Source organism: Haloferula sp., assembly GCF_049672945.1.
Classification (GTDB): Bacteria; Verrucomicrobiota; Verrucomicrobiia; order Verrucomicrobiales; family Akkermansiaceae; genus Haloferula.
The window spans coordinates 1-20,730 of the sequence record NZ_JBATWY010000008.1; the positions used below are offsets into that span (position 1 = coordinate 1).

A 20,730-nucleotide genomic window follows, 5' to 3' on the forward strand; every position below is an offset into this window, starting at 1 on the left:
CAAGAGTTCGTGTGAGGCGAGTGCTGCAGTATTGGTCACCAGCTACTGGAAGATAATCTATCCACTTGCAGCCCCGAATTTCGTCCAAGGATCGATGGTCTTGTATGGCGAAGAGAACTCCGTGAAACTCGGGTTTATCACCTTATGGGGTCAGGAAAAGAGTCCATTGCCAGCTTCGACGATCAAACGGCAGGTCAATCCCGGCGAAGATCGAGTCGATCTTCATTTCCACGAGACCAGCCTTGCCCAGATTGAATCACTCTTTGCCTTCGGAAAGCCTGTCCACATCCACCAAGAGGCCAATGGGTCCATCCTGATGGGAACTCTCGGAACATGGGAACCTCCCCCGAACCCCTGACTTTCGCGCTGTGCGCCCAGTGCCGCCCACATCAAGCGCCTGAGCTTCAATCAATCTCCGGCTTCGCCAACCGCCAAAGCCTCCTCCACCGCCCGGAACTCTTCCAGCGCGGCTTCTAAACTAACCACGATCTCGGCGGCTAGCTCGGCCGGAGGGGGCAGGTTCTCGCTGTCTTCCAGGCTGTCGTCCTTGAGCCAGAGGATGTCGAGGTTGGCTTTGTCTCGGGCGACGATCTCGGCGTAGGTGAATTTCTTGAAGCGCTCGGTTTCGAGAGTAGAAGCGGCATCTTGCCGCTTGGGTTTCTGGGCAAGCGGCGGGACGCCGCTTCTACTTTGGTAACACTTCACGAAGTCCTCCAGATCCGCCTCCTTCAACGGATTCGTCTTCAGCGTGAAGTGCTGGTTGGTGCGGAGGTCGTAGATCCAGAGGTCTTTGGTCCAGGGCTTTTCGTGGGCTTCCTTGCGCTCGAAGAAGAGGACGTTGGCCTTAACGCCTTGGGCGTAGAAGATGCCGGTGGGGAGGCGCAGCAGGGTGTGGACCTTGCAGCGCTTGAGGAGCTCGCGACGGATCGTCTCCCCTGCCCCACCTTCGAAGAGGACGTTGTCGGGGAGGACGACGGCGGCGGTGCCGCCGACTTTGAGCTCGCTGACGATGTGCTGGAGGAAGTTGAGCTGTTTGTTGGCGGTGGTGGCCCAAAATTCGTCGCGCTCGTATTCCTGCTTCTCGGTACTGATCTTGCCGTCGTCGCCGACGATGGTGTAGCCGCCTTTTTTGCCGAAGGGCGGGTTGGCGAGGATCATGTCGAACTTCCTGCCGCTGGGCTGGGCGAGGGCGTCGGCGCGGTCCACGGGCGGGTCGTTGGCGTCGGCGGTGGAGCCGATGCCGTGGAGGTAGAGGTTCATGGCGCAGAGGCGGACGACGCCGGGGACGATGTCGGTGCCGCGCAGGGCCTGGGTGCGGAGGTGCTTCATCTCCGGCTTGCTGAGCATGTTGTGCTGGGAGATGTAGTCGTGGGCGGCGAGCAGGAAGCCGCCGGTGCCGCAGGCGGGATCGCCGATCACCTGCCCGGGCTTGGGGGCCATGACATCGACGATGGCGCAGATGAGCGGGCAAGGGGTGATCATTTTGAATCGGACGGTGCGATCACTTGAGAAACCGATCTGAGGACGTGAAATCGTTGGGCGCTTCTGTAGTTCCGTTGACCGCTTTCATCGAGAAACACATTGATCGCATTTGGAAAAGCTTCCGGAGCCAGCGGAATCTTCGCGTTTGGATTGTGGAATACCCATAAACCTGCCGACCAGATCTCAGTTACTTTTCCGATTTCAGTGATCGAGCGATACTCACCGCATTCGTTCGTTTCGAGGTCGAGTGCTGCGCCAGCGCGGGCAATGAATACGTCGGGATTGCCGAAACCGGCGATCTTGCCCATCCGGTTGAATTTGGTCAGGGTCGCTTCGTTCGAGGCGATCACAGCCGAGATGTTTTCGGCATCAGGTTGGCGAAAGAATCCGGCGGGAATATTTTTCTTCTCACCGTAGTTGCAGAAGTCCACGGGATAGTCCTTTCCGTCCTCACCGCAGCGGATTCCAAAGACACAGTCGCTCAATGCAGGTAGAGACCAAACCATGCTTCCGGGGCCGTGGAAGTCGTGGATCGCGAAAACCAACGGAATGCCTTTCACCTGCTCTTTCTCCCAATAGCGCTTCTGCAACTTGCTAAACAATGGGCTGCCCCACTTGATTGGCATGTAGTCTTCGCAGAGTTCAAGCTCCTCTGCCGGGGTCTTCGGCGCAGGCGGTGTCGAATCAGACGTCGGATTCACCGTGACGGCCTCGACTGCGATTTTCAATTCTCCTTTCGCGATGATGAAATCCGGAACGGAGTGCTGATCGTCGATGTGGAAACGCTGTTCGTAGAAGGCGGCGTAGAGGTAGAGTTCCCAAAGACGGCCATCGAAGCCGGTGGTTTGAAAATCTTTCCGATAATTTCCATCAAGATCCGTGAAGGCGAATGAGAGCTCTTTCACAATCCCCTGCGCGGGTGAGTATGCGACGCTGGTCGCTAGAATCTGAAAGTTGGGATTCAATTTTTCTTCGGGAACGCATGGAACCAGAATCTCGTGCTTTTTCCTATTGTTGTCTCCTTGCGGAAACTCTTTGTCACCACTGGCAGAGAGCTCCGCCATCTTGGCCAACATAGCCTCGCGGGCGGCATTCTTTGTCTCGAATGAAACCATGTTTGCAATGCCCCGGAACACGCCGGTCTCATCGCGTCCGAGCACCATGTAGGCGTAGTCGTCATCCATTGCGTCGAGCGTGATTGTGGCGATCAGACTCTCGTCTTCGTTCGCCCACCACTCCAATTCGCGAAACAAGAACCATGTGAATGGTGATCGCCGATACAGCAGCGCCTCAAAACGAGGCTTGGATAATGGAATCGAAGTTTTCATGAGGCCAGAATTGGCTACTAAATGTTCGGCCGAGAACTAAAGGTAAAATATTTTCACTTACGCCATTGGGAAGAACCCAGCTCGTCCGAGGTTCGCGTCTCCCGTAAACTCGATATAGTTAATGACATCAACCAGCCCCACAGGTGGCGGGTCGTTTTCGAATATAATGAACTGGTCACCACTACTATCTTTCGCCAGATCTTCATAAAATGCATCTTTCACTTCGGCACTTACAGGCGCATCGGCACCAGTCCGCAGAGACTTCCCACGGTATGGATTGAGAGGAGAGTCAAGCATCACAAATCCAGGATGTGGCAAGTTTTGCTCTCTACAGAATCGCATCAAACTGATCGTGACTGCTGCATGGGTTAAGGCGCGATGACCTTTACCCATACTCCCACGATCTTGATCCCCAATGACGATATCAAACTTCTTGGGATCGAATGCGACGTGCCCATTAAGGGGGTATCTCCAGGCGCGCAGGGTATTCTCTACCACCCTACAAAACTCGGATGCCGTGCGCGTCGACGTCTTCTCCAGTTTTGCAACCTGTGGAACTTTAACTCTCTTCTCAGCTTCCAAAACATCAAGGTCTTGATGTAGTCTCTTCAACTCATCAACGGTAGCCTGTGCACGTTCCAATTCAGATTTCTTCTGAACAAGTTCACGTAGCGCCGCAGCGGCAATTGAAGTAGCTGGCCTTAACTCCCGATCAATCTGATCTTGGGTTTCGCTACGCTGATCTGATAACCTAGATTCGACCGTGAGCAATTGGCCTTTCTCAGTGCTCAGTGATGCAATAGTTTTCGCAAGATCTTGTGCGAGTGCATTCACCTTATTCAGCTCAATTTTGGCCGCCGCCGAGAAGTTCTCGATCAATGTGTCGGAACTGGAATATTCTGGCGCAGCGCCGCAAGTCGCACATTGCCCACCTGGAAGATTTTCAAATGATGCTCCAGCTTCGATTGCTGCGGACAGTCTCATCTTGTCTGTCTCATAGTATCTTTGCAGGAGATCAAAGCGATCTAGGTGCTCTTGCACTACAATCAGTCTATCCTTTACCACGACAAGTTCGTTCCAAAGTTCCTCCCTGCGTGTTTCCAGTTCAACAATTAAATCTCTTTTAGAGCTCATCGTCTCCGTCGTCCTGAAGATTTCATCATCGACTTGGCTAGAACGCTGACTGATTTCCTCCTCGCTCGCTTTGAATCGCGCAAAAAATTTCTCCTGTTCGGAAATATACTTAGTGATCCAGTCGATCTTCGCGTCGAGCAATAGATTCCGTTCTTTTTTGGAGGGAGGCTTGGAAGTAAGCCCAGCGTCGTCAGAACCAGTCAAGAAGAGGTTCCAAAGTCGCTGCTCCGGCGTAACAAAAAGGCGCTGACCTGATAGAGCAGGAGAACCATCTCTAATGATTCGAATCTCATCCACCATCGTTAGGTGCGCGACATTGCGGAACGATACTTCGTTCTTCTCGCCGCTCTTTTCACTCCGCAATATTTGATGCCCTTCAAAACCAAAGAGCTTAAGTAGTTCTGTAGACAACGTTGTATGATCTCCCTTTTTGTGGCCAGCCGCAATTATCTGACCGTCGGTCGGATTACTGGCGTCGCCTAGGGAACCGCATCTCCAACGAACAGAGTTGTCGCCAAACGTCCTCTCTATCACAAAAGACGATTCATCGCTGGTTGCAAGCTCTAGTGAGCCTTGATTACAACCTCTTCCGTGCGGGTTGTCTCTAGGAATGCGATCAGCACCGAGAAGATATTCAATGACTTGGAAGGTGAAGCTTTTTCCTGTGTCCGATGCACCGATGATGGCGTTAAGGCCAACGTTAAATTGGAGCGCGGCAGGGCGCTTTCCGCCCCCATCGACGGTTAAAAACTTCAGATGAAACTTTGGTAGAGATGTCATTCCGATATTAATGAAAGAGTGGATTGTGTGAATTCAGGGCCCCATCGTTCCCATCGTTCGGCTATATAATTCTTCAGATCCTCGTTCGACATCCCCCCAAAACTGGAAATCACCCAAGAAGATGAATCCCTCAAAGATTGAGTGTATGAGGCTCGGAGTGCGCCAATAAAGGTGAGAGCCCAAGTCCCGGCCTTATAGGTGATTCCAGCCTCACTGTGGCAGCATTCAATTACAGATTTGCTCATCATCATATGCAGGCCCCGCTCAATCATTCGTCGTCGAACATGAAGTTCTCCAGTGCGATGAGGCGTCGCGGGATGAATGCTCGGGGGGCCGTTCTCAACATCCCCAGAGTGAACCAACAAGTAATCATAATGGATTAATCGTTGCAGATCACAAGACGCAGGAAATGCTTCTACCAGCAGAAGAGCGCATCGCAATCCGCACTCAAGCGGCGTGTTAAATGGACTCTCCCAAGCACGATTATCGGGTATCCAGGATGGATTCATTTTTTCCATATAAGTTTATCCTCGTTGGCGAGGTGGTGGCAGGAGCCCTTCTTGTCGCCAATTGTAGCAAGGTTCCCAAGGTGACCGGGGCAGGGTGGCAGCCTGGCTGCTTCTTGTGTTGTGGCTTTTAGTCTGTCCAAAGCTGAATCAAAGTCACCATCACAGATGTCTATCACCCCATCCAGAATCTGCTTCTTGAATTCTTCAAACGACCCTAGCGCCACAAAGTCCTTAGTAAATCGATAAAGCGACTCAGCTTTATAGAAATCTTCACGACTACGCTCGTAGTGGCGAAAATGATTCTGGAATACTTTAATCTCTTCAACGGTATTTAGCGCAGTCTTTTCGTGGTCTGAGTATGCCTCCAATAACTGCTGTAAGTAGCGTGTTTCCAGCGAACTCGGAAGTTGCGGCGGCAATGTGACAGGTGGACGTTGTGGAGGAAGCTCCTTGAAACGAATGTCCCAAAATGGAGTTTTGGCATGCTGCTCAAGAATATCCACTATCGGCACGTATCCGATGATACTGAAATCGAACGATTCGACGTAAGATGCCAAGTCGCCATCAAGCGGCACATCAGCCTTGGTTGTAATGCCGCCTCGCTCGCAATGCGATCCCCAGTTGAGTTTCAAACCTTCACGTATCGCCGCTGGATCCTTGAGCAATTCTTTGAAGCTTGGCGAAACTTCTAAAGGAGCGACTATTCTGTAGATTTTTGGCGGTGAATAGTCCTTTTTCCAGCAATAATAGCAGAGCTTCCCGAAGTCGCTCCACATGTGCGATGGTTGGACAGGAGTCTTATAATGCTTGCACTGGTAGTTGTCCCACTCTGGCGCTGGTGCATTCGGATCGGTAATATAGGCGACAACATCCCTGCCTTTATCCCCTGCGCCTCCAAGACGTTCCACAAATTTATATTTTTTCTCAAAACCTTTCGTCCATTCCTGAATGAACACCTCCCAATCGTCATCGCTGTAGGATCGTATGAGGATCGCCGGACTTATTCAAGACGGCGCAAGTATTGATTGTGTGTCCTTAGTTTCCGACATGGCAGGCGGGAATTGTGCGGGGTAAGATATTGGCTCCGCGGGTTGTTACGCAGCGACGGTAAGAAATTATCATATCGGGCGTAACGCTGGCGAGGGCGTCGGGATCGATGGTGCGGGTGCCGCGCCCTTTCATCTGCTCGAAGTAGATCTGGGAGCGGACATCGCGCAGGAAGAGCAGGCATTCGAGGGGCTTGATGTCGGTGCCGGTGGCAATCATGTCCACGGTGACGGCGGTGCGGAACTCGGGGGCGGTGCGGAAGGCCTTGATGATGTCCTCGGATTTCCCGCTGGCCCGGTAGGTGACCTTTTTGCAGAAGTCGTTTCCCTTGCCGAACTCCTTGCGGACGATGTCGACGATGTCCTCGGCGTGGCTGTCGTCCTTGGCGAAGATGAGGGTCTTGGGCACCCAGGGTTCGTCGAGGCCCATGGCTTTGGCCCGTGCAGGGCGGTCGGTGAAGATCTCGGTGAAGAGTTTTTCCCGGAAGGTGGCGAGGTTCAGGGATTGGATCTTCGGCTCATTTTGAGCTGGAGAGAATATGGAACTGGCGCGGGGCATCAGGATTGCTTCGGAAGATCCTCGGGATTGCTGACGACGGGTTCCAAGCCGGCGGCACGGGCTTTCGCGATCGCTTTGGCGGAGGCGCGTTTGAGGGCAGCCTCCGCACCGATGAAATCGGGATCGTCGAGGGGTTTGACGGGCATGATTTTGTCGGTGTCCGGGAGGTAAGGAGCCGGATCTTCACGGAGAACGCTGGAACCGGATGCGGGTGTGGCGTTGCGGATGGCGATGGCGCGCGCGCGCATGGCATCCAGCAAGGTGAGTTTTTCACCAATAGGCAGATCGGCAAGTTTCCGCCGGTGGGCGTCCTTGCCATCGAAGATTTTCTGGAAGTCGAAACTCATGCGGAATCAGGAATCGGAAAGGAACTGTTGTGAAAAGCGCTCCCATTTTTCCACCAGACCATGACGGCTGAGGATATTGCCGAACTCGTTGCCATCGATCCTGCCGGATTCGACAAACTGAAGCAACCGCGACTTGTCCTTTGCCCGTCCTGTCTCAAGTGCGATGGCGGCGAGGTGCTCTGCGGTGAACACCCGGACGGACAAGCCTTCCACATTCATCTCCACGGAATCCGCTAGAGCTTCCTCCACCAAGGCGCCGGTGGGCGGCAGGAACTGGACCGGCCAGCCGCCGATAATGACATATTCGCCCTCGATGGTGCATCCGCGCCCTTCGAGATAAGCGAAGATCGGCTCCAGGCTCAGGAGCAAGCTCCCGGGCTCGGGCTTCATGGAGACGAAGATATCGACATCGAGAGTGGCGAAGGGTTCCAGATAAAACGTCGCGGCTACCGCGCCACCAATCGCGCAGCGACCCACGATGCCGTCGGACTGCATCTGGTCCAGGGTCTGGATGACTTCGCGGATATTCATCGGTGGCTAAGCTACGAGGATTTCGTTGAGTTCTTCAATGATGTCCTTGGGATCGCCGCCGAAGGCCTTGCGGGCGACGGCGAGCGGGACGCCTCCCTCCTTCGCCATGAATCTTCGCCAAGGCTTCGACTGACAAGAGGCTACGGCGGACAGGTCATCGGAGACTGGGTGAGTCCGCACGTTTAAAAACCTGTTCACCATTATTTTCGTTTTGCGGATTTCCGTTTGGCTCGATAGGGCTTCTCAGCCTCGGCCACGCGGTGAGTTAACTTATTGGCTTTGGCTCCCTTGGCGGGCTGCTTCATCGGGACGAAGTGCAGCTCGATATCGGCACCCACGGCGCGACCGGCGCGGACGAGGGTCTCGATCGTGAAGTTGTTGGAGCCGGTCATCATCGATGTGATGCGGGAGGGCTGGACGCCCATGCGTTTGGCGAGTTCCGAACGGGTGATGCCTTGTTCCTTCATCATGCCGAGCAATTCCTCGACGATCATGAGTTTCTGATACTCGGCTTCAGACTCGATCGATGGAGTCTCGGCGAAGAGCTTGCCGATAGGATTATCTCCTTTGGTGATGCGAATTTTCATGGCTCTTGATTGCGGATTTCGATGTCGGTATCTGACAGGAGCTTGGCGTCGAGATAACGCTGGCGGAGCTCGCGGGCTTTTCGGATGTCGGCTCGCTGGCTCCCCTTGTCACCGCCGGAGGTAGCGATGATCAACTGAGGCTCGATTCCTGGAATTTCGTCGTAAAAGGCATAGAGGCGGAGGCCTGTCTTGCGGGTCTTGAACTCGAAGAGGCCGTCTCCGAGGGATTTGAAAGTGAGTGGATTGTGGTAGTTCTTGCGGGCGGCAATACTGCGAATTCGTGCATGGAGCGCCGCGAACCCGGCGGGGTTCGAGCGCTTTAGCCGGGCAATGAAATGATCGGCAGATGACCCTTTGCCGAAATCCAAAGTAACCACCCGGCGGGCTTCGCCAAGGTGGACCGTGCGGAGAATGATTTCAATCTTGTTTTTCACTTATATGTGAAATTCCGATTCTTGTGACTTAGGCGATTAGTGCCTCGTTGAGCTCTTCGATAAGGGCTTTGGGGTCACCGCCAAAGACTCGGCGGGCTACCGCGAGCGGGACGCCTTCATCGGAATCGACGCTTTGCCATGCTTCGAGGTAGGCGGTGGCATCGTCGGTGTCGAAGGCGCCGTTAAGGGCGACGTAGTTCTTGATGACTTCGAGCCAGTGGATTTGTGGTTCAGTGAATCTGGGAGAAGTTTGCGCCTGCGGCGGGTTGGTTTGGGATGCGGGCGGGACGCCCACGCTCCCCTGTTGTTGTTCGAGCCAGGTTTGAAAGCGGGTTTCGACGAGTTCGGGGAAGGGCGCGAGCGGGGTGGCCTCGGGATCGACGGTGTGGCGGACGAGGGTGATCAAGTTGGTCAGGGTTTTGACGGGATCAGCGGTGAGGGGGCGCTTTTCGAGGTGTTCGTAGGCTTTCCAGACTTCGGCGGGGGCGATGTGGTAGGGCGGCCGGGCGACGGCTTCGGCGAGGGTCTTGAGTTCTTCGTAAACCAAGTGCCGTTTCGCATGGGGGCGGTTGTAGAGGATCTGGAGGGCGGTGATTTCGTCCTGGTTGTCTTCGAGAAATTGCTTCCAAGAGGTGACGAGCTGGCGGGCTTTTTCCTCGTCGTAGCCGGCGCTGAGGACGGTGTCGCCGGTGAGGTGATCGATGGTGACGTCGGTTTTGCGGCGTTTGGCTTCGAGCAGATCGCGGAGGGCGGGATTGGAGGCGATGGGTTGGCAGGCGGAATTCGCAAGCTCTTCCGCCGCTGTTCTTAGTTCTTCGTTGCTTGGTTCGTAGTTGTCCGGGGCATTCGCCGGAGTTGCCGCGCGTCGGATCTCGTCGGGGTCGGTGGCCTTGATGAGGTCGGCGGCGATCTGTTTGACAGACGGGCCGCCGGAGACTTTGGCGATTTCCTCGCGGTCGGCATTGCTGAGCATGCGGTCGAGGCGTGCGAGGCGGCTGGCGACGGTGGTGAGGGTGGCCTCGTCGCGGGCGCCCATGGCGATGCCGAGCAGGAGCTTATCGAAGGCGACGGTGGGCTTGCTCTCCATCGGGCGGGAGTCGGTCTTGTCGGACTCGGTGACGCCGACGGCATCGACGAGGACGAAGCGGGTTTTTCCGCCGGCATCCGGCGTGACGCTGGCGAGGGCGTCGGGATCGATGGTGCGGGTGCCGCGGCCTTTCATCTGCTCGAAGTAGAGCTGGGAGCGGACATCGCGCAGGAAGAGCAGGCACTCGAGCGGCTTGATGTCGGTGCCGGTGGCGATCATGTCGACGGTGACGGCGATGCGGAACTCCGGGGCGGTGCGGAAGGCCTTGATGATGTCTTCGGATTTGCCGCTGGCCCGGTAGGTGACCTTTTTGCAGAAGTCGTTTCCTTTGCCGAACTCCTTGCGGACGATGTCGACGATGTCCTCGGCGTGGCTGTCGTCCTTGGCGAAGATGAGGGTCTTGGGCACCCAGGGTTCGTCGAGCCCCATGGCTGCGGCGCGGGCGGGACGGTCGGTGAAGATCTCGGTGAAGAGTTTTTCCCGGAAGGTGCGGATGACGGTGCGGATCTGATCGGGGACGACGACGGAGCGGTCGAGCTGGGTTTTCTGGTAGGTTTCCTCGGCCTCCTGGATTTCCCAGCGCTTGGCGCGGGTGAGGCGGTCGCGCTTCTGGTAGTCGTGACCGGCCTTGACGGTGACGCCTTTCTCGGAGACTTCGGTTTTGATCCGGTAGATGTCGTAGCCGACGTTGACGCCATCGGCGACGGCCTGGACGTAGGGGTATTCGGTGACGAGGTTCCGGTCGAAGAATCCGAGGGTGGCCTTGCTGGGAGTGGCGGTGAGGCCGATGAGGAAGGCGTCGAAGTAATCGAGGACCTGCCGCCAGAGGTTGTAGATGGAGCGGTGGCATTCGTCGACGATGACGAAGTCGAAGGACTCGATGGGGATCTTCGGGTTGTAGGTGACGGGGAGAGTGGCAGATCCGTCCCGGCTCTGATCTTCTGAAGAACTGAGGCGGGACGCCTCAGCCACTTTGCTGACTTCGTAGCCGGAGTGCTCGTCGGCCTCGTCGTCGTAGGTGGCGTTTCCGGAGAGCTGGGAGTAGAGGCGCTGGATGGTGGAGACGGTGACTTTGCAGACGGGATCGATGCCGCCGGGGCCGAGCATCTGGACGTTGTAGAGGTCGGTGAATTTGCGGCCGTCGTCGGGGGTGGTGAATTGCTGGAATTCGTTGACGGTCTGGCGGCCGAGGTTGCCGCGGTCGACGAGGAAGAGGATGCGCCTGGCCCCGGCGTGCTTGATGAGGCGGTAGGCCTGGGTGACGGCGGTGAAGGTCTTGCCGGAGCCGGTGGCCATCTGGATGAGGGCGCGCGGGCGGTTGGCGGCGAGGGATTTTTCGAGCTTCGAGACGGCGTCGATCTGGCATTCCCGGAGCGGAGCGGTGCCGAGCGCGGGGAACTGGCGGAGGCGGGCGCGGAGGGTATCGGGCTGCTGGACGAGTTCGAGCAGGTGGCCGGGAGTGTGAAAGCCGAAGACGGAGCGCGAGCGGGAGTCGGGGTCGCGCTGGTCGCGGAAGTTGGTTTCGACGCCGGTGGTTTCGTAGGTGAAGGGCAAGGGATCGGCCCAGCGCTGGGGAATCCACTTTTTGGCGTGAGTGTAGCGCTCGGATTGATCCGCAACGCCAGAAAGCGTGGTGCCTTCTTTCTTGGCTTCGACGACACCAAGGGCCTTGCCATCGACGAAGAGGATGTAGTCGGCGGGGCCGCCTTCGGAGCGCATTTCGCGGACGGCGACGCCGCTGGAGGCGGAGAGATTGAGTTCGTCCATTGACTGGACGCTCCAGCCCGCGGCGCTCAGTTGAGCGTCGATGAGTTGTCGGGCGGCGGCTTCCGGGGTGGTCATGCAGGGAGACGAAAAAAGACAGCCCCGCTGAGGGGCTGGGATAAGCGTGGGGGCAGGGAATGAGTTAACTTTTCGACAAAGGCATTTAGGATTCCTGAAGCACCCAAGGCAAGATCAAGTGCCCGCAGAGCTTGAAATGCCTTGGATTTCTTCAATCAAGAGGCGCGCCGCAGGAGACGCGCCGCCTTTATCTAACGAAAAGTGGCTTTTGCCACGCCTGCATAATCTTGCAGCGCCTTCGCAAGACTCCTGCCGCAGAACGCACCGGGTTCAGAGCTTTCAATCCGGGCCCCACCTTTCCTGCGCCCGCTCAACTTCGAGGGATGTGGAGAAAACTATTCACACGCTGTTCACTCGCTCACCCGCTGGAACGCCCCGGAATTGGAGGGGGCCGGCCTCGATTTCAGCTTTTCCTATCAAAGCCTGGGAGCAAACACCCGAAGACGCTACTTTTTTCCACGACAAGTTATTCACATAAGTTCACAGCCCGCCACCATTGACGTATCCACTTAACAAGTCCGAAATAGTCCCCGCAGACACCACTGAGTCCTGCAACTCCAGTGGCGGGAGTGGTCGCCACATGACAACTACAAATACAGACACGTATGAGTAAGAGAAAGTATCCGTCGACGACGGAACGAATCGCGATCTTTCGCGCCGCATGGCGTGAGATCGTGCCAGATGCCACCTTCGCCGGGATGACCCTGGCGGAGTTCGAGGCAGAAGTGGAGCCCGTGGAGACGAATGCCTCGCGCATCGAGTCTCTCGTGGCCCAGCAAGCTGCGGCGCTCACCGAGCGCCAGCAGGTCGATGCCGCTGCTCGGTCGACCATGAGCCTGGTAGTCAACGCCGTACGGGGAGACCCAGCCTACGGCGAGGACAGCCAGCTCTACCGGGCATTTGGCTACGTGCCAAAAAGCGAGCGCCGCAGCGGACTGAAGCGGGGCGCAGGTACGGGATCGGAAGATCCGCCCGCAGAGGGTGAAGCTACCTGATGTCGATCCGGCAAGACTGAGCATCAGGCAGCCTCCGCTGCGTTACGCAGGCCCGTCCTCCCTTTCGGGGGGACGGGTCTTTTCTTTACCTCTTCTCGCTCGTTTCTCAAAGCCGAAACCCCGTCTTCAATCGGGAGTCCCTGACTTCTTTTTGGGACTCCCCCAAACGGCTGGAGGATTCCCCTTCCCTTTCAAGGGACGCCGCGGCTTTCCATGAGGACTCCACTTTCCCAAAAGAGGCGTCCCTTTTCGTAAAAATGGAGTCCCTTGTCCGGCTTGGAGAATCCCTTGAGCCGTTGATGAAGTCGCATGGAATGAAAAGAGAGTCCACCATGATGCAGGAAGACCCTCCCCTCTCTGCGGGAGTCAGGACCCAACAATCCCACCCCCAGTCGTTCGTAGTTCCGCCTTCAGGCGGATGCAGAGCCTCGGGGTATTTCGGAGACCGCCTAAAGGCGGAACTACAAACCCATCAGAACGGCTCGTCCACGCCCTCAAGAACGGTTTCAGGGAAAAGGGGGTCCAGCACTGCTGTCCAAAACAGCGGTAAGTCATGGGGTCGGCTTCTGATTTGAGGCGGTTCAGGGGTCGGCAGCGGGCGTTTTTCGGAGCGGTGATCCATCTTACTGCTCTCAGCATGTCTGCATGCCGTCCAATTCCGGTTGGACCGGCCTATCCGGGGGTGGTTCGCACCCGATTTGAATGTCTGGCCCTTTACATAGGCCCTTTACATAGAGATTGATCCCCCCGTTCCCGCCTCAAACAAAAAGCCCATGAACACCGTTTCCTCATGCCACAAACTTTCGGCCGGCGCGAGGATGCCGTGGACGATTTCAAAAGCCCCGACCGGCAATGTATCCGCGACCACTTCCCCCACACTGAATCTCCGCACCTGACCAGAAGAAGGAGCCGTCAACACGTAGCAACTCGGCGTCGTCCCGGTCCGTTCCATATACATGTTCGTCGCTAGTGCATCGTTTGCAAAGTTAGAGTGCACTCGGAAAAGGTTATGGAGAGGAAGATGGCATGCGATCTTCGATCGGGGAAAAGGAAGACGCGGGCCTTTTTCCTGATTTCTGCGTTGCTCGTCGGTCGTTGGTCTCGACCAACTCCACTCCTCGCGCCTTGAACTCAGGAAAAATTCCTCGCGCCGAATGCACTCTAACTTCCCGAACGCTGCACTAGCTTCCCACTTGATCGTCGCAGCGAGGGCAAGCCAAAACACCTCGGATCCGCAGACTTCCTCTTTCGAATTTCCGTATCCCCATCGAGGCCCGTGATCTTCGCTGGAATGTTCGGGCTGCATTCGTTGCTGCCTTTCCTCAAGCAACCGGATCCCGCACCACGAAAAAAGGCGAACGATTGCCCATCCTTGCATGAAGGAATGGCCCTCTGCCCGAAAGACGCAACCGACCTCGCAAACCCTAAGCCTCGGATTTCGTCGAACTCGTTTTTGAACGAAGCATGGCCACGCCAGTGACAATCAGCATCAGCAGACCGCCACCAACAAACAGGATGTAAAATGGGCGCAATACCGGGCCGAGCCAGCTTCCCTGGTGAATGTTCATTAGAAGTTTCAGCGTGCTCTCATCCCAGCCGAACCAGTGCCCACCGAAGTGGTAGCCAAGCCCTGTCACTGACGTCGCGATCAAAGGAATCAGTAGCGCCCACGCAGCGAGGCGGTGGCGACCACGCGCCCCTCGGGAAGCGCGAGAGCGGAGCAGCAGCCGCGCGCCGCTGAGCGCCAGCACCAGCAGGCCGAGTCCGGTGAAGGCCGTGTAAATCATCGAGGCGGATTCGCCGAGCACCATCCCGGTATGGAAATCGAGGATTTTTTGGCCGGTGGGTTTTTCCATACCGAACCAAGAGCGACCCACACGATACAGGATTCCGGTGATGAGGGAAACGAGCAAGGGGGCGACAAGCCACAAGGCAAGGCGGCGATGCAGAGGACGGGCTATACGTTTTGCAGGCATGACGCGAGAGGTTGATCTAAGTTGGACTTGCCGTCAGGTAGGACGATCAAAGAAGTGAAGCGAAATGAATTGCGGGGCAAAGTAGTCACCCGTTTAACAAGGTCGAGAATTATCCCGATTTTAGTGGAATTTTATGCAATTACACCATGGGAATCCCCCCTTCCTCAGCTATGAAAGCAGCTGGATCCACTCGCCAATTCGACTTGCTTAAACCTCAATGGCTTCTGCCAAATCACACAGAAACTCGACGACTGCTTCAAAATTTTCCCGCGTCGCGTCATCGGCGATCAGTCCGAGTTTTGCGTAAGCGATGGTCCCGCCGCCAATGTAGATCATGGCCTTCGAATGCTTCAGCGTGCTTGCCAGCCAGGCACGACGTTCGGCGGTCAGCACATCGGTGAGCGTCGCGCCTTGATTGCTACGCACATCGACGGCCTTATCAAAGGCCTCGTCTCCACTCTTCCAGCGAGCCTGCCCTCCGCTATCACGTTGACGCAGGCCACCAAGCAGCCCTGTCGTCACAAGCTGTGCCGTCAGAGATCTGTCCCTGAGTTCCATCTTGAGGAGGCTCTCAATCTGGCGCGTGTTCTTGAACCCCTTCCCCGGCACCGAGAATGAGACCTCGCGCCCACGATATTTGCCGTAAACGGTTGGTTCCGGACGGACAAAGCCCCTCATCCTGGCTGGCGGCAGGTCGAGCTCCAGCCCGAATCGTTCCGCAAGGAGTTGGTGCTGGGTGGCAATCTTCTCCGCAGAATATTTGAGAATGATCCAGTAGATCGCAACACCCGCGGCCATCACTCCGAAGACTAAAAGAATTTCAGGTCCCATGCCTTGAAACAATCCACCCAGCTTCTCAAGGTCGAGCTGTTTCTCGCGTACGCACCATCCAAAGCTCACCGCTCACAGCTCACTCCGCATTTCCCTTGGCAAGAGACCGCTCCTCCATTCTAAATCCCCACGAGATGCTTTCCCAGGAACCGATTGAATGGCCGGACGAAGTTGAAGTTCTCGTCGATCGCCTTGAAAACGAGTCTGCAGAGCGCGCCCTCAGCCGCGAGGAACGCGCGCTCATGGATGTCTACGAGACCGTGCCGGTTCTTGAAAGTGAGGACTGCCTGCATGATTTCTGGCAGAGCGGGGTCGACCACCAACGCGTCATCAACTCTTTCGATCTCGTCGGTGCCGCCACCCTTGTCGATCCACTCAACGCCAGCCGTTGGTGCCAAACCAAGAGTGAGGACCGCAACGACTACAGCGGAACCGAAGCGGACTACCTCGCCACCATTGAAGAGGAAATCCCCACCGGCTTGGACGAACTCGTCGACCTCGTGATTGAGTTCATAGAGGAGGAGTTGGCATAGAATGATCAACACGATGCCCTAACGGCCGGCGGTTTCCAAGAGCCCTCGAGCTGGGATTCACCCGCGCGGTTTTGATGGAGCCGGGGGGGCGGAGTCCACGAAGCGCAAAGCACGAGGAGGCGCTTGATCTCCGCACATGAGACCGGGCCCCCGACCCATCCCTCCTGTTCTTCACTCGACACTCCCTCAAAGCCCCGGTTCCTCGAAACCTGCCAACATTGATTCGTCTTGTTAGATTTACCAAGGAGTATTGGCTTCACGAATAGATTCCCATGTCGAAGCTCTCCGCGCTCTCAAGTTTAAAGCCTCATGAGCGTCGCAACGCGTTGCTCATTGTCTTGGGGCAGACCAGCAGCAAGCTCGGGGATGTCATCTGCAATGCAAAAACGGTTCTAACCTGGCTCATGGGAGTGATCGGAGCACCTCCTGCATTGACCGCCCTGCTGGTGCCCATTCGCGAGTCCGGATCGATGCTGCCGCAGGCATTCGTCTCCGGCTTCGTGAAGCGGGTCCGACGGAGGAAATGGGTCTACGCAGCGGGAGCTGTGGGCCAGACGCTTTGTCTGATCGGGATGGGGCTCGCAGCGCTCTTTCTGAAGGGAACCGCGGCAGGAATCGCCGTGATCCTCGCCCTCGCTATCTACTCGCTGGCACGCTGCCTTTGCTCGATCTCATCCAAGGATGTGCTGGGAAAGACCTTGCCGAAAGGAACGCGCGGAAGAATCACGGGAAGCGCCGCATCGATTTCAGGCTTCCTCAGCCTCGGGGCCGCCGTGTTCGTTCTGCTGGCAATGGATCGCAGTGCCTCACAGGAGACCTACGGGTGGATGATTCTCGGCGGCTCAGCGCTCTACCTGGTCACCGCAACAGCGCTCGGATTCGTCAAAGAAGAACCCTCGGAAGAGACTGAGAAGGATCTGTTGACCGACTTCAAGGAGCGCGCGCGGATGGCAGTCGCGGATCCCGTCCTGCGGAAGTTCATCGTCGCCCGTACACTGCTGCTCGGGTCCGCATTGGCGTCGCCGTACCTGGTGATCCTCTCCCAGCAACAGGGCTTTGAACTTCGCTCGCTCGCCGCCTTTGTCCTCGCGGGCGGGCTGGCTTCCGCACTCAGCTCACTCCTGTGGGGGAAATTGAGCGACCGGTTGAGCCGGCAAGCGATGGCGTTGGGCGGCGGTATCGCCGGGATCGTCGGCCTGCTCGGGGTGGCGATCGGGATCTGGATGCCGGCAATCGCCAGCAGCGTATGGACGTGGCCGACCCTCTTCTTCCTCTTGAACCTCGGCTATGCGGGCGTGCGAATCGGGCGGAAAACCTATGTTGTCGATGCCAGCGAGGGCGACCAGCGAACGGACTACGTCTCCACCAGCAACACCCTGATCGCGATCATGATCCTGATCATGGGAGTCTTGGGCTCAGCTCTCCAATCTCTTGACGTCCTCGCCGCCTTGGCCGGTTTTTCCCTCCTTTGCCTCGCCGGCAGCGCCTGCTCGCTCTCCCTACGCAGCACGCACGAGGATTGATGCCGATTGGCATTTCAATCGAGACAAATGCCCGATCTCCACCACTGAACCGCCTGCTTTGGTCCGTTCACTGCCGCGATTCTCGGTTCATGACCTGCAGGCAGTCTGACCCACGTTTCACTCATCGAGTGTGAACCCGATCTTCACCGTCACCTGCCAGTGGGCCACCTTGCCGTCCTCGAGGTGACCGCGGGTTTCCACGACCTCGAGCCAACGCATGTTGTGCACGGTCTTCCCCGCTTTCGCCACGGCGTTGTTCACCGCCTGCTCGATGCTCTCGGGCGAGGTCCCCACCAATTCGATTTTCTTGTAAATGTGATCACTCATAACAGGTCACCCTAACCACGTTCCATGCCCCCACGCAAGGTGCGATTGACTCCCGACCACACCGCAGCCCCGTGAGCCCACCGCCGCAAGGGCGGCGGAAAGGGAGTGCATCCAGCGACACGCAAACGGGCCCATCGCGGCCCGCGCCCCTCAACTTTTCTTCGACGTTCCAGCAGGTCTTTCCATGGGGGAAGGGTTGCGGCCGCTCTGGATCGCGTGGTTACTTGAAGACAATGACTGCCCGTGCCTCGATCTGCTCCGCCTTCGTGCTGATGGTCTTTCTCGTCGGTCGGCTCGGCGCAGAGCCCTATCGCGAGGTGGTGCGTTTCGTCCACACTGAGGACGTTGGCTTTGGCAATGAAGTCTGCGTGGCGGGAGATCACCCCGACCTCGGGAACGGCGATCCACTCATGGCGCCAAAGTTGTCCTGGTCGCCGGGGAATCAATGGTTCCTCGATGTGGCTTTGCCGCAGGGAGCGGCGATGACCTACCGCTTCGTCCGGCGCCCGATATCCGTCAGCGCTTGGTGCGATCCCGCGAGCGTGGTGGAGCTGACGAGCCCGACCCGCCTGACGGTCCCGGCGGTGCCTGAACTTCCATGGCCCGGCAAAACAATTCTCTATTATTCCGATTGGGAAAACGTCGTCGTGTTGGCCAACGATCTCGAAGACGGCGACCCGAACAGCTGGTTCCAAACCGCAATGGTCCGAGCGGGCCCGGGCCCTGCCGAAGGTCTCTCCGAACATCGCATCACCCTGCCGATCCCACCGGGTCACGAGTTCGAGTTTGTCTTCAAAAATGCTGACGCCGAGGAATACGACAATGCCTTCCCGCCGCCGAACAACGGCAGTGGAGTGGGCGCGGCACCTGCCGTGCCGGTCCCGTATCAGACGCTTTCCGCACCATACAATTATCGGACCTCGCTCGACGTCTTTCTCGTCCAAAGTGGTCAGCTCTACACCTATCGACCAGCCGCAAGCGTCAGTCCAGGGCGGATCGAGACCTTCACCCTGACTTCGACCGTCAGCTCGATTCCGAGCCGCACCGTCCGCGTCTACTTGCCGCGCGGCTACGACGAACATAGTACGAAAGCCTTTCCCTGGCTGCTCATGCACGACGGCCAAAACTGTTTTTTTCCCGGTGGTTCCTTCGGCACCTGGGATGCTGATCGCATCGCCAGCTACGAGACGGCACAGGGGCGGATGCGCGAGACCATCATCGTGAGCCTGGACAACTCGGCCAACCGGATCGGCGAATACGTGCCGAGTGGGGATTCGGTCATCGGGGTCAACGGGATCGGAGCCGACTACGGGGACTTGATCGAGGATGATTTGATTCCTGAGCTGCTGTCCCGCTACCGGCTCCTCGTCAACGGAGCAGGAGAACCGCGCTCCCGGGATTCCGTCATCGTGGGCTCCTCGCTCGGCGGTCTGATTTCGAACTACCTCGGACAGGAAATCCTTTTCCAGAGTGATGGCAGCACGCCCGTGTTCGGCACCCTCGGAATCTTTTCACCATCCTACTGGGCGGCCGAGAACTATGTCGCACGGCGCAACGCGCTCGGCAAGCAGGCGCAGCGCCTCTTTCTCTACATGGGCACGTCCGAGTCTTCCGGCGGGGAAGCCTCCAGCAACGTTTTCTGGGGGGACGCGGTCGAGGCCTACAACGCCTTCAATACCGATGGCTACGCCCTCCATGGCGAACTGCAGTTCGAGTGGGTCTGCGGCGGCCAACACAACGAACCCGCCTGGTCGCGACAGATGCCCGCCTTCCTGCAATTCGCGCTGCCTCCGGCCCGTGATCCCAACACACTCGCCCTCGAACTCTTCCCTCCCAAGCTCGCACTCAACCAGCTCCCCGGCGACACAGGTTTCCAGCTCCAGTTCACCGCCCTTCACGGATTTGACTACGAGCTCCAGCAGAACACCAAACTCGTCAATCCTTGGAATTCAAGCCCCCTCGGCCTCGCTTTCAATCAACCCTGGCAAGCCATCACGCTCGAGCGAAACTTCAGCGGCCATCGAAGTTTTTTCAGAGTTGCCGCCTTCGACCCCTGATCGTCGAAAATGCCGGTGGAAGCCGGAGGAGGGTGTGACCCTTGCTGCATTCGGGGAGTTCGCGGCGGATGGGCAACTTGGCATCCCTACGCTGAAGAGGAATGAGGCACTTCGAATCGACATGTGCTAACCTAGGGGCATGACGATATGGATCACGGGATGTTCGGCGGGACTGGGGCGGGCTTTGGTGGAGCGTTTTGTGGAAGCAGGTCACAGCGTGGCCGGGTGTGCACGGCGGAAGGCGAAAATGGATGAGTTGAGCAAACGCTTTGGACCGGAGCATCTCTTTATCGGCTGCGATGTCTCTTCGGAACAAGAGGTTCAGAAGTTCTGCAGCGCGGCCTTCGAAAAATTCGGCGCTCCGGATCTGGTGATCAACAACGCGGCGATCATCAACCCGCCCGCACCGCTGTGGGAGATCGAGGCCGAGGACTTTGATCGCTTGATGGCGGTCAATCTGAGCGGGGTCGCCAACGTGATCCGACGAGTGATTCCCATGATGATCGAGTCCGGGAAAGGCATCGTCGTCAATCTCTCCTCCGGCTGGGGTCGCTCGACTTCACCAGAAGTGGCACCCTACTGCGCGAGTAAGTGGGGCATCGAGGGGCTGACCCAGGCGCTGGCACAGGAGTTGCCGGAGGGTCTTGCCGCCGTTGCCGTGAATCCAGGAGTAATCGATACGGACATGCTGCGCAGTGCCTTCGGGGAAGAGGCCTCGGCTTACCGGGATGCGACCGAATGGGCGAAGACCGCCGCCCATTTTCTACTCGGACTCTCGACCAGCGACAACGGGAAGGCACTGACTGCTCCGTAGGGCGGCCG

20 protein-coding genes are annotated in these 20,730 nt (G+C 57.4%); 6 read left to right on the forward strand and 14 right to left on the reverse strand.

What is annotated here, in order from left to right; genetic code table 11:
• A partial coding sequence (locus tag WBG04_RS00620) for a hypothetical protein (RefSeq protein ID WP_424312391.1) occupies positions 1-358 on the forward strand: 358 nt, incomplete at its 5' end.
• Between the two features lie 50 nt (positions 359-408).
• Here the strand turns inward: WBG04_RS00620 and WBG04_RS00625 are convergent.
• From WBG04_RS00625 to WBG04_RS00675, 11 genes are all read right to left on the reverse strand, one after another.
• Positions 409-1,482, reverse strand: a complete 1,074-nt coding sequence (locus WBG04_RS00625) for an HsdM family class I SAM-dependent methyltransferase (protein ID WP_424312392.1) — start codon at positions 1,480-1,482, stop codon at positions 409-411.
• Entirely contained in the window at positions 1,479-2,810 is a 1,332-nt protein-coding gene (locus WBG04_RS00630; protein WP_424312393.1) for a hypothetical protein, read from the reverse strand. Before WBG04_RS00630 ends, WBG04_RS00625 begins: the two co-directional genes overlap by 4 nt.
• Before the next feature lie 57 nt (positions 2,811-2,867).
• The gene (locus WBG04_RS00635) at positions 2,868-4,724 is read right to left on the reverse strand and encodes an AAA family ATPase (protein WP_424312394.1); all 1,857 of its coding nucleotides are present in this window, start codon (positions 4,722-4,724) and stop codon (positions 2,868-2,870) included.
• Complete coding sequence (locus tag WBG04_RS00640) at positions 4,721-5,242, reverse strand: ABC-three component system middle component 2 (RefSeq protein WP_424312395.1); 522 nt, start codon at positions 5,240-5,242, stop codon at positions 4,721-4,723. Before WBG04_RS00640 ends, WBG04_RS00635 begins: the two co-directional genes overlap by 4 nt.
• Positions 5,230-6,189 (reverse strand): ABC-three component system protein, encoded by a 960-nt coding sequence (locus WBG04_RS00645; RefSeq protein ID WP_424312396.1) that lies wholly within the window; start codon positions 6,187-6,189, stop codon positions 5,230-5,232. The genes WBG04_RS00640 and WBG04_RS00645 overlap by 13 nt, the downstream gene beginning before the upstream one ends.
• Positions 6,190-6,268: 79 nt before the next feature.
• On the reverse strand, positions 6,269-6,838 hold the full coding sequence (locus tag WBG04_RS00650; RefSeq protein WP_424312397.1) for a hypothetical protein: 570 nt from the start codon (positions 6,836-6,838) through the stop codon (positions 6,269-6,271).
• Complete coding sequence (locus tag WBG04_RS00655; protein WP_424312398.1) at positions 6,838-7,185, reverse strand: hypothetical protein; 348 nt, start codon at positions 7,183-7,185, stop codon at positions 6,838-6,840. The genes WBG04_RS00650 and WBG04_RS00655 overlap by 1 nt, the downstream gene beginning before the upstream one ends.
• Before the next feature lie 6 nt (positions 7,186-7,191).
• Positions 7,192-7,716 carry a hypothetical protein gene (locus tag WBG04_RS00660; RefSeq protein WP_424312399.1) on the reverse strand — a complete coding sequence of 175 codons (525 nt, stop codon included), beginning with the start codon at positions 7,714-7,716 and terminating at the stop codon, positions 7,192-7,194.
• 200 nt (positions 7,717-7,916) lie between these two features.
• Entirely contained in the window at positions 7,917-8,303 is a 387-nt protein-coding gene (locus WBG04_RS00665) for a helix-turn-helix transcriptional regulator (RefSeq protein ID WP_424312400.1), read from the reverse strand.
• Positions 8,300-8,737 carry a hypothetical protein gene (locus WBG04_RS00670; RefSeq protein ID WP_424312401.1) on the reverse strand — a complete coding sequence of 146 codons (438 nt, stop codon included), beginning with the start codon at positions 8,735-8,737 and terminating at the stop codon, positions 8,300-8,302. Before WBG04_RS00670 ends, WBG04_RS00665 begins: the two co-directional genes overlap by 4 nt.
• 28 nt (positions 8,738-8,765) lie before the next feature.
• Positions 8,766-11,666 (reverse strand): DEAD/DEAH box helicase family protein, encoded by a 2,901-nt coding sequence (locus WBG04_RS00675; RefSeq protein ID WP_424312402.1) that lies wholly within the window; start codon positions 11,664-11,666, stop codon positions 8,766-8,768.
• 605 nt (positions 11,667-12,271) lie between these two features.
• Between WBG04_RS00675 and WBG04_RS00680 the strand changes: the two genes are divergently transcribed.
• Positions 12,272-12,661 (forward strand): hypothetical protein, encoded by a 390-nt coding sequence (locus WBG04_RS00680; RefSeq protein ID WP_424312403.1) that lies wholly within the window; start codon positions 12,272-12,274, stop codon positions 12,659-12,661.
• A gap of 1,424 nt (positions 12,662-14,085) precedes the next feature.
• Here the strand turns inward: WBG04_RS00680 and WBG04_RS00685 are convergent.
• Both WBG04_RS00685 and WBG04_RS00690 read right to left on the reverse strand, forming a co-directional pair.
• Entirely contained in the window at positions 14,086-14,637 is a 552-nt protein-coding gene (locus WBG04_RS00685) for a PepSY domain-containing protein (protein WP_424312404.1), read from the reverse strand.
• Between the two features lie 207 nt (positions 14,638-14,844).
• The gene (locus WBG04_RS00690) at positions 14,845-15,537 is read right to left on the reverse strand and encodes a hypothetical protein (protein ID WP_424312405.1); all 693 of its coding nucleotides are present in this window, start codon (positions 15,535-15,537) and stop codon (positions 14,845-14,847) included.
• Between the two features lie 65 nt (positions 15,538-15,602).
• Here WBG04_RS00690 and WBG04_RS00695 point away from each other — a divergent pair, with 65 nt between their 5' ends.
• Positions 15,603-16,001: a hypothetical protein gene (locus WBG04_RS00695; RefSeq protein ID WP_424312407.1), complete on the forward strand. Its 399-nt coding sequence runs from the start codon at positions 15,603-15,605 to the stop codon at positions 15,999-16,001.
• 272 nt (positions 16,002-16,273) lie between these two features.
• Complete coding sequence (locus WBG04_RS00700; RefSeq protein WP_424312408.1) at positions 16,274-17,524, forward strand: MFS transporter; 1,251 nt, start codon at positions 16,274-16,276, stop codon at positions 17,522-17,524.
• Between the two features lie 117 nt (positions 17,525-17,641).
• Here the strand turns inward: WBG04_RS00700 and WBG04_RS00705 are convergent, their stop codons facing one another.
• Complete coding sequence (locus tag WBG04_RS00705; RefSeq protein WP_424312409.1) at positions 17,642-17,851, reverse strand: dodecin; 210 nt, start codon at positions 17,849-17,851, stop codon at positions 17,642-17,644.
• Between the two features lie 233 nt (positions 17,852-18,084).
• Here WBG04_RS00705 and WBG04_RS00710 point away from each other — a divergent pair, with 233 nt between their 5' ends.
• Positions 18,085-19,908 (forward strand): alpha/beta hydrolase-fold protein, encoded by a 1,824-nt coding sequence (locus tag WBG04_RS00710; RefSeq protein WP_424312410.1) that lies wholly within the window; start codon positions 18,085-18,087, stop codon positions 19,906-19,908.
• A gap of 139 nt (positions 19,909-20,047) precedes the next feature.
• On the forward strand, positions 20,048-20,722 hold the full coding sequence (locus WBG04_RS00715; RefSeq protein ID WP_424312411.1) for an SDR family oxidoreductase: 675 nt from the start codon (positions 20,048-20,050) through the stop codon (positions 20,720-20,722).
• Positions 20,723-20,730 lie beyond the last annotated feature (8 nt).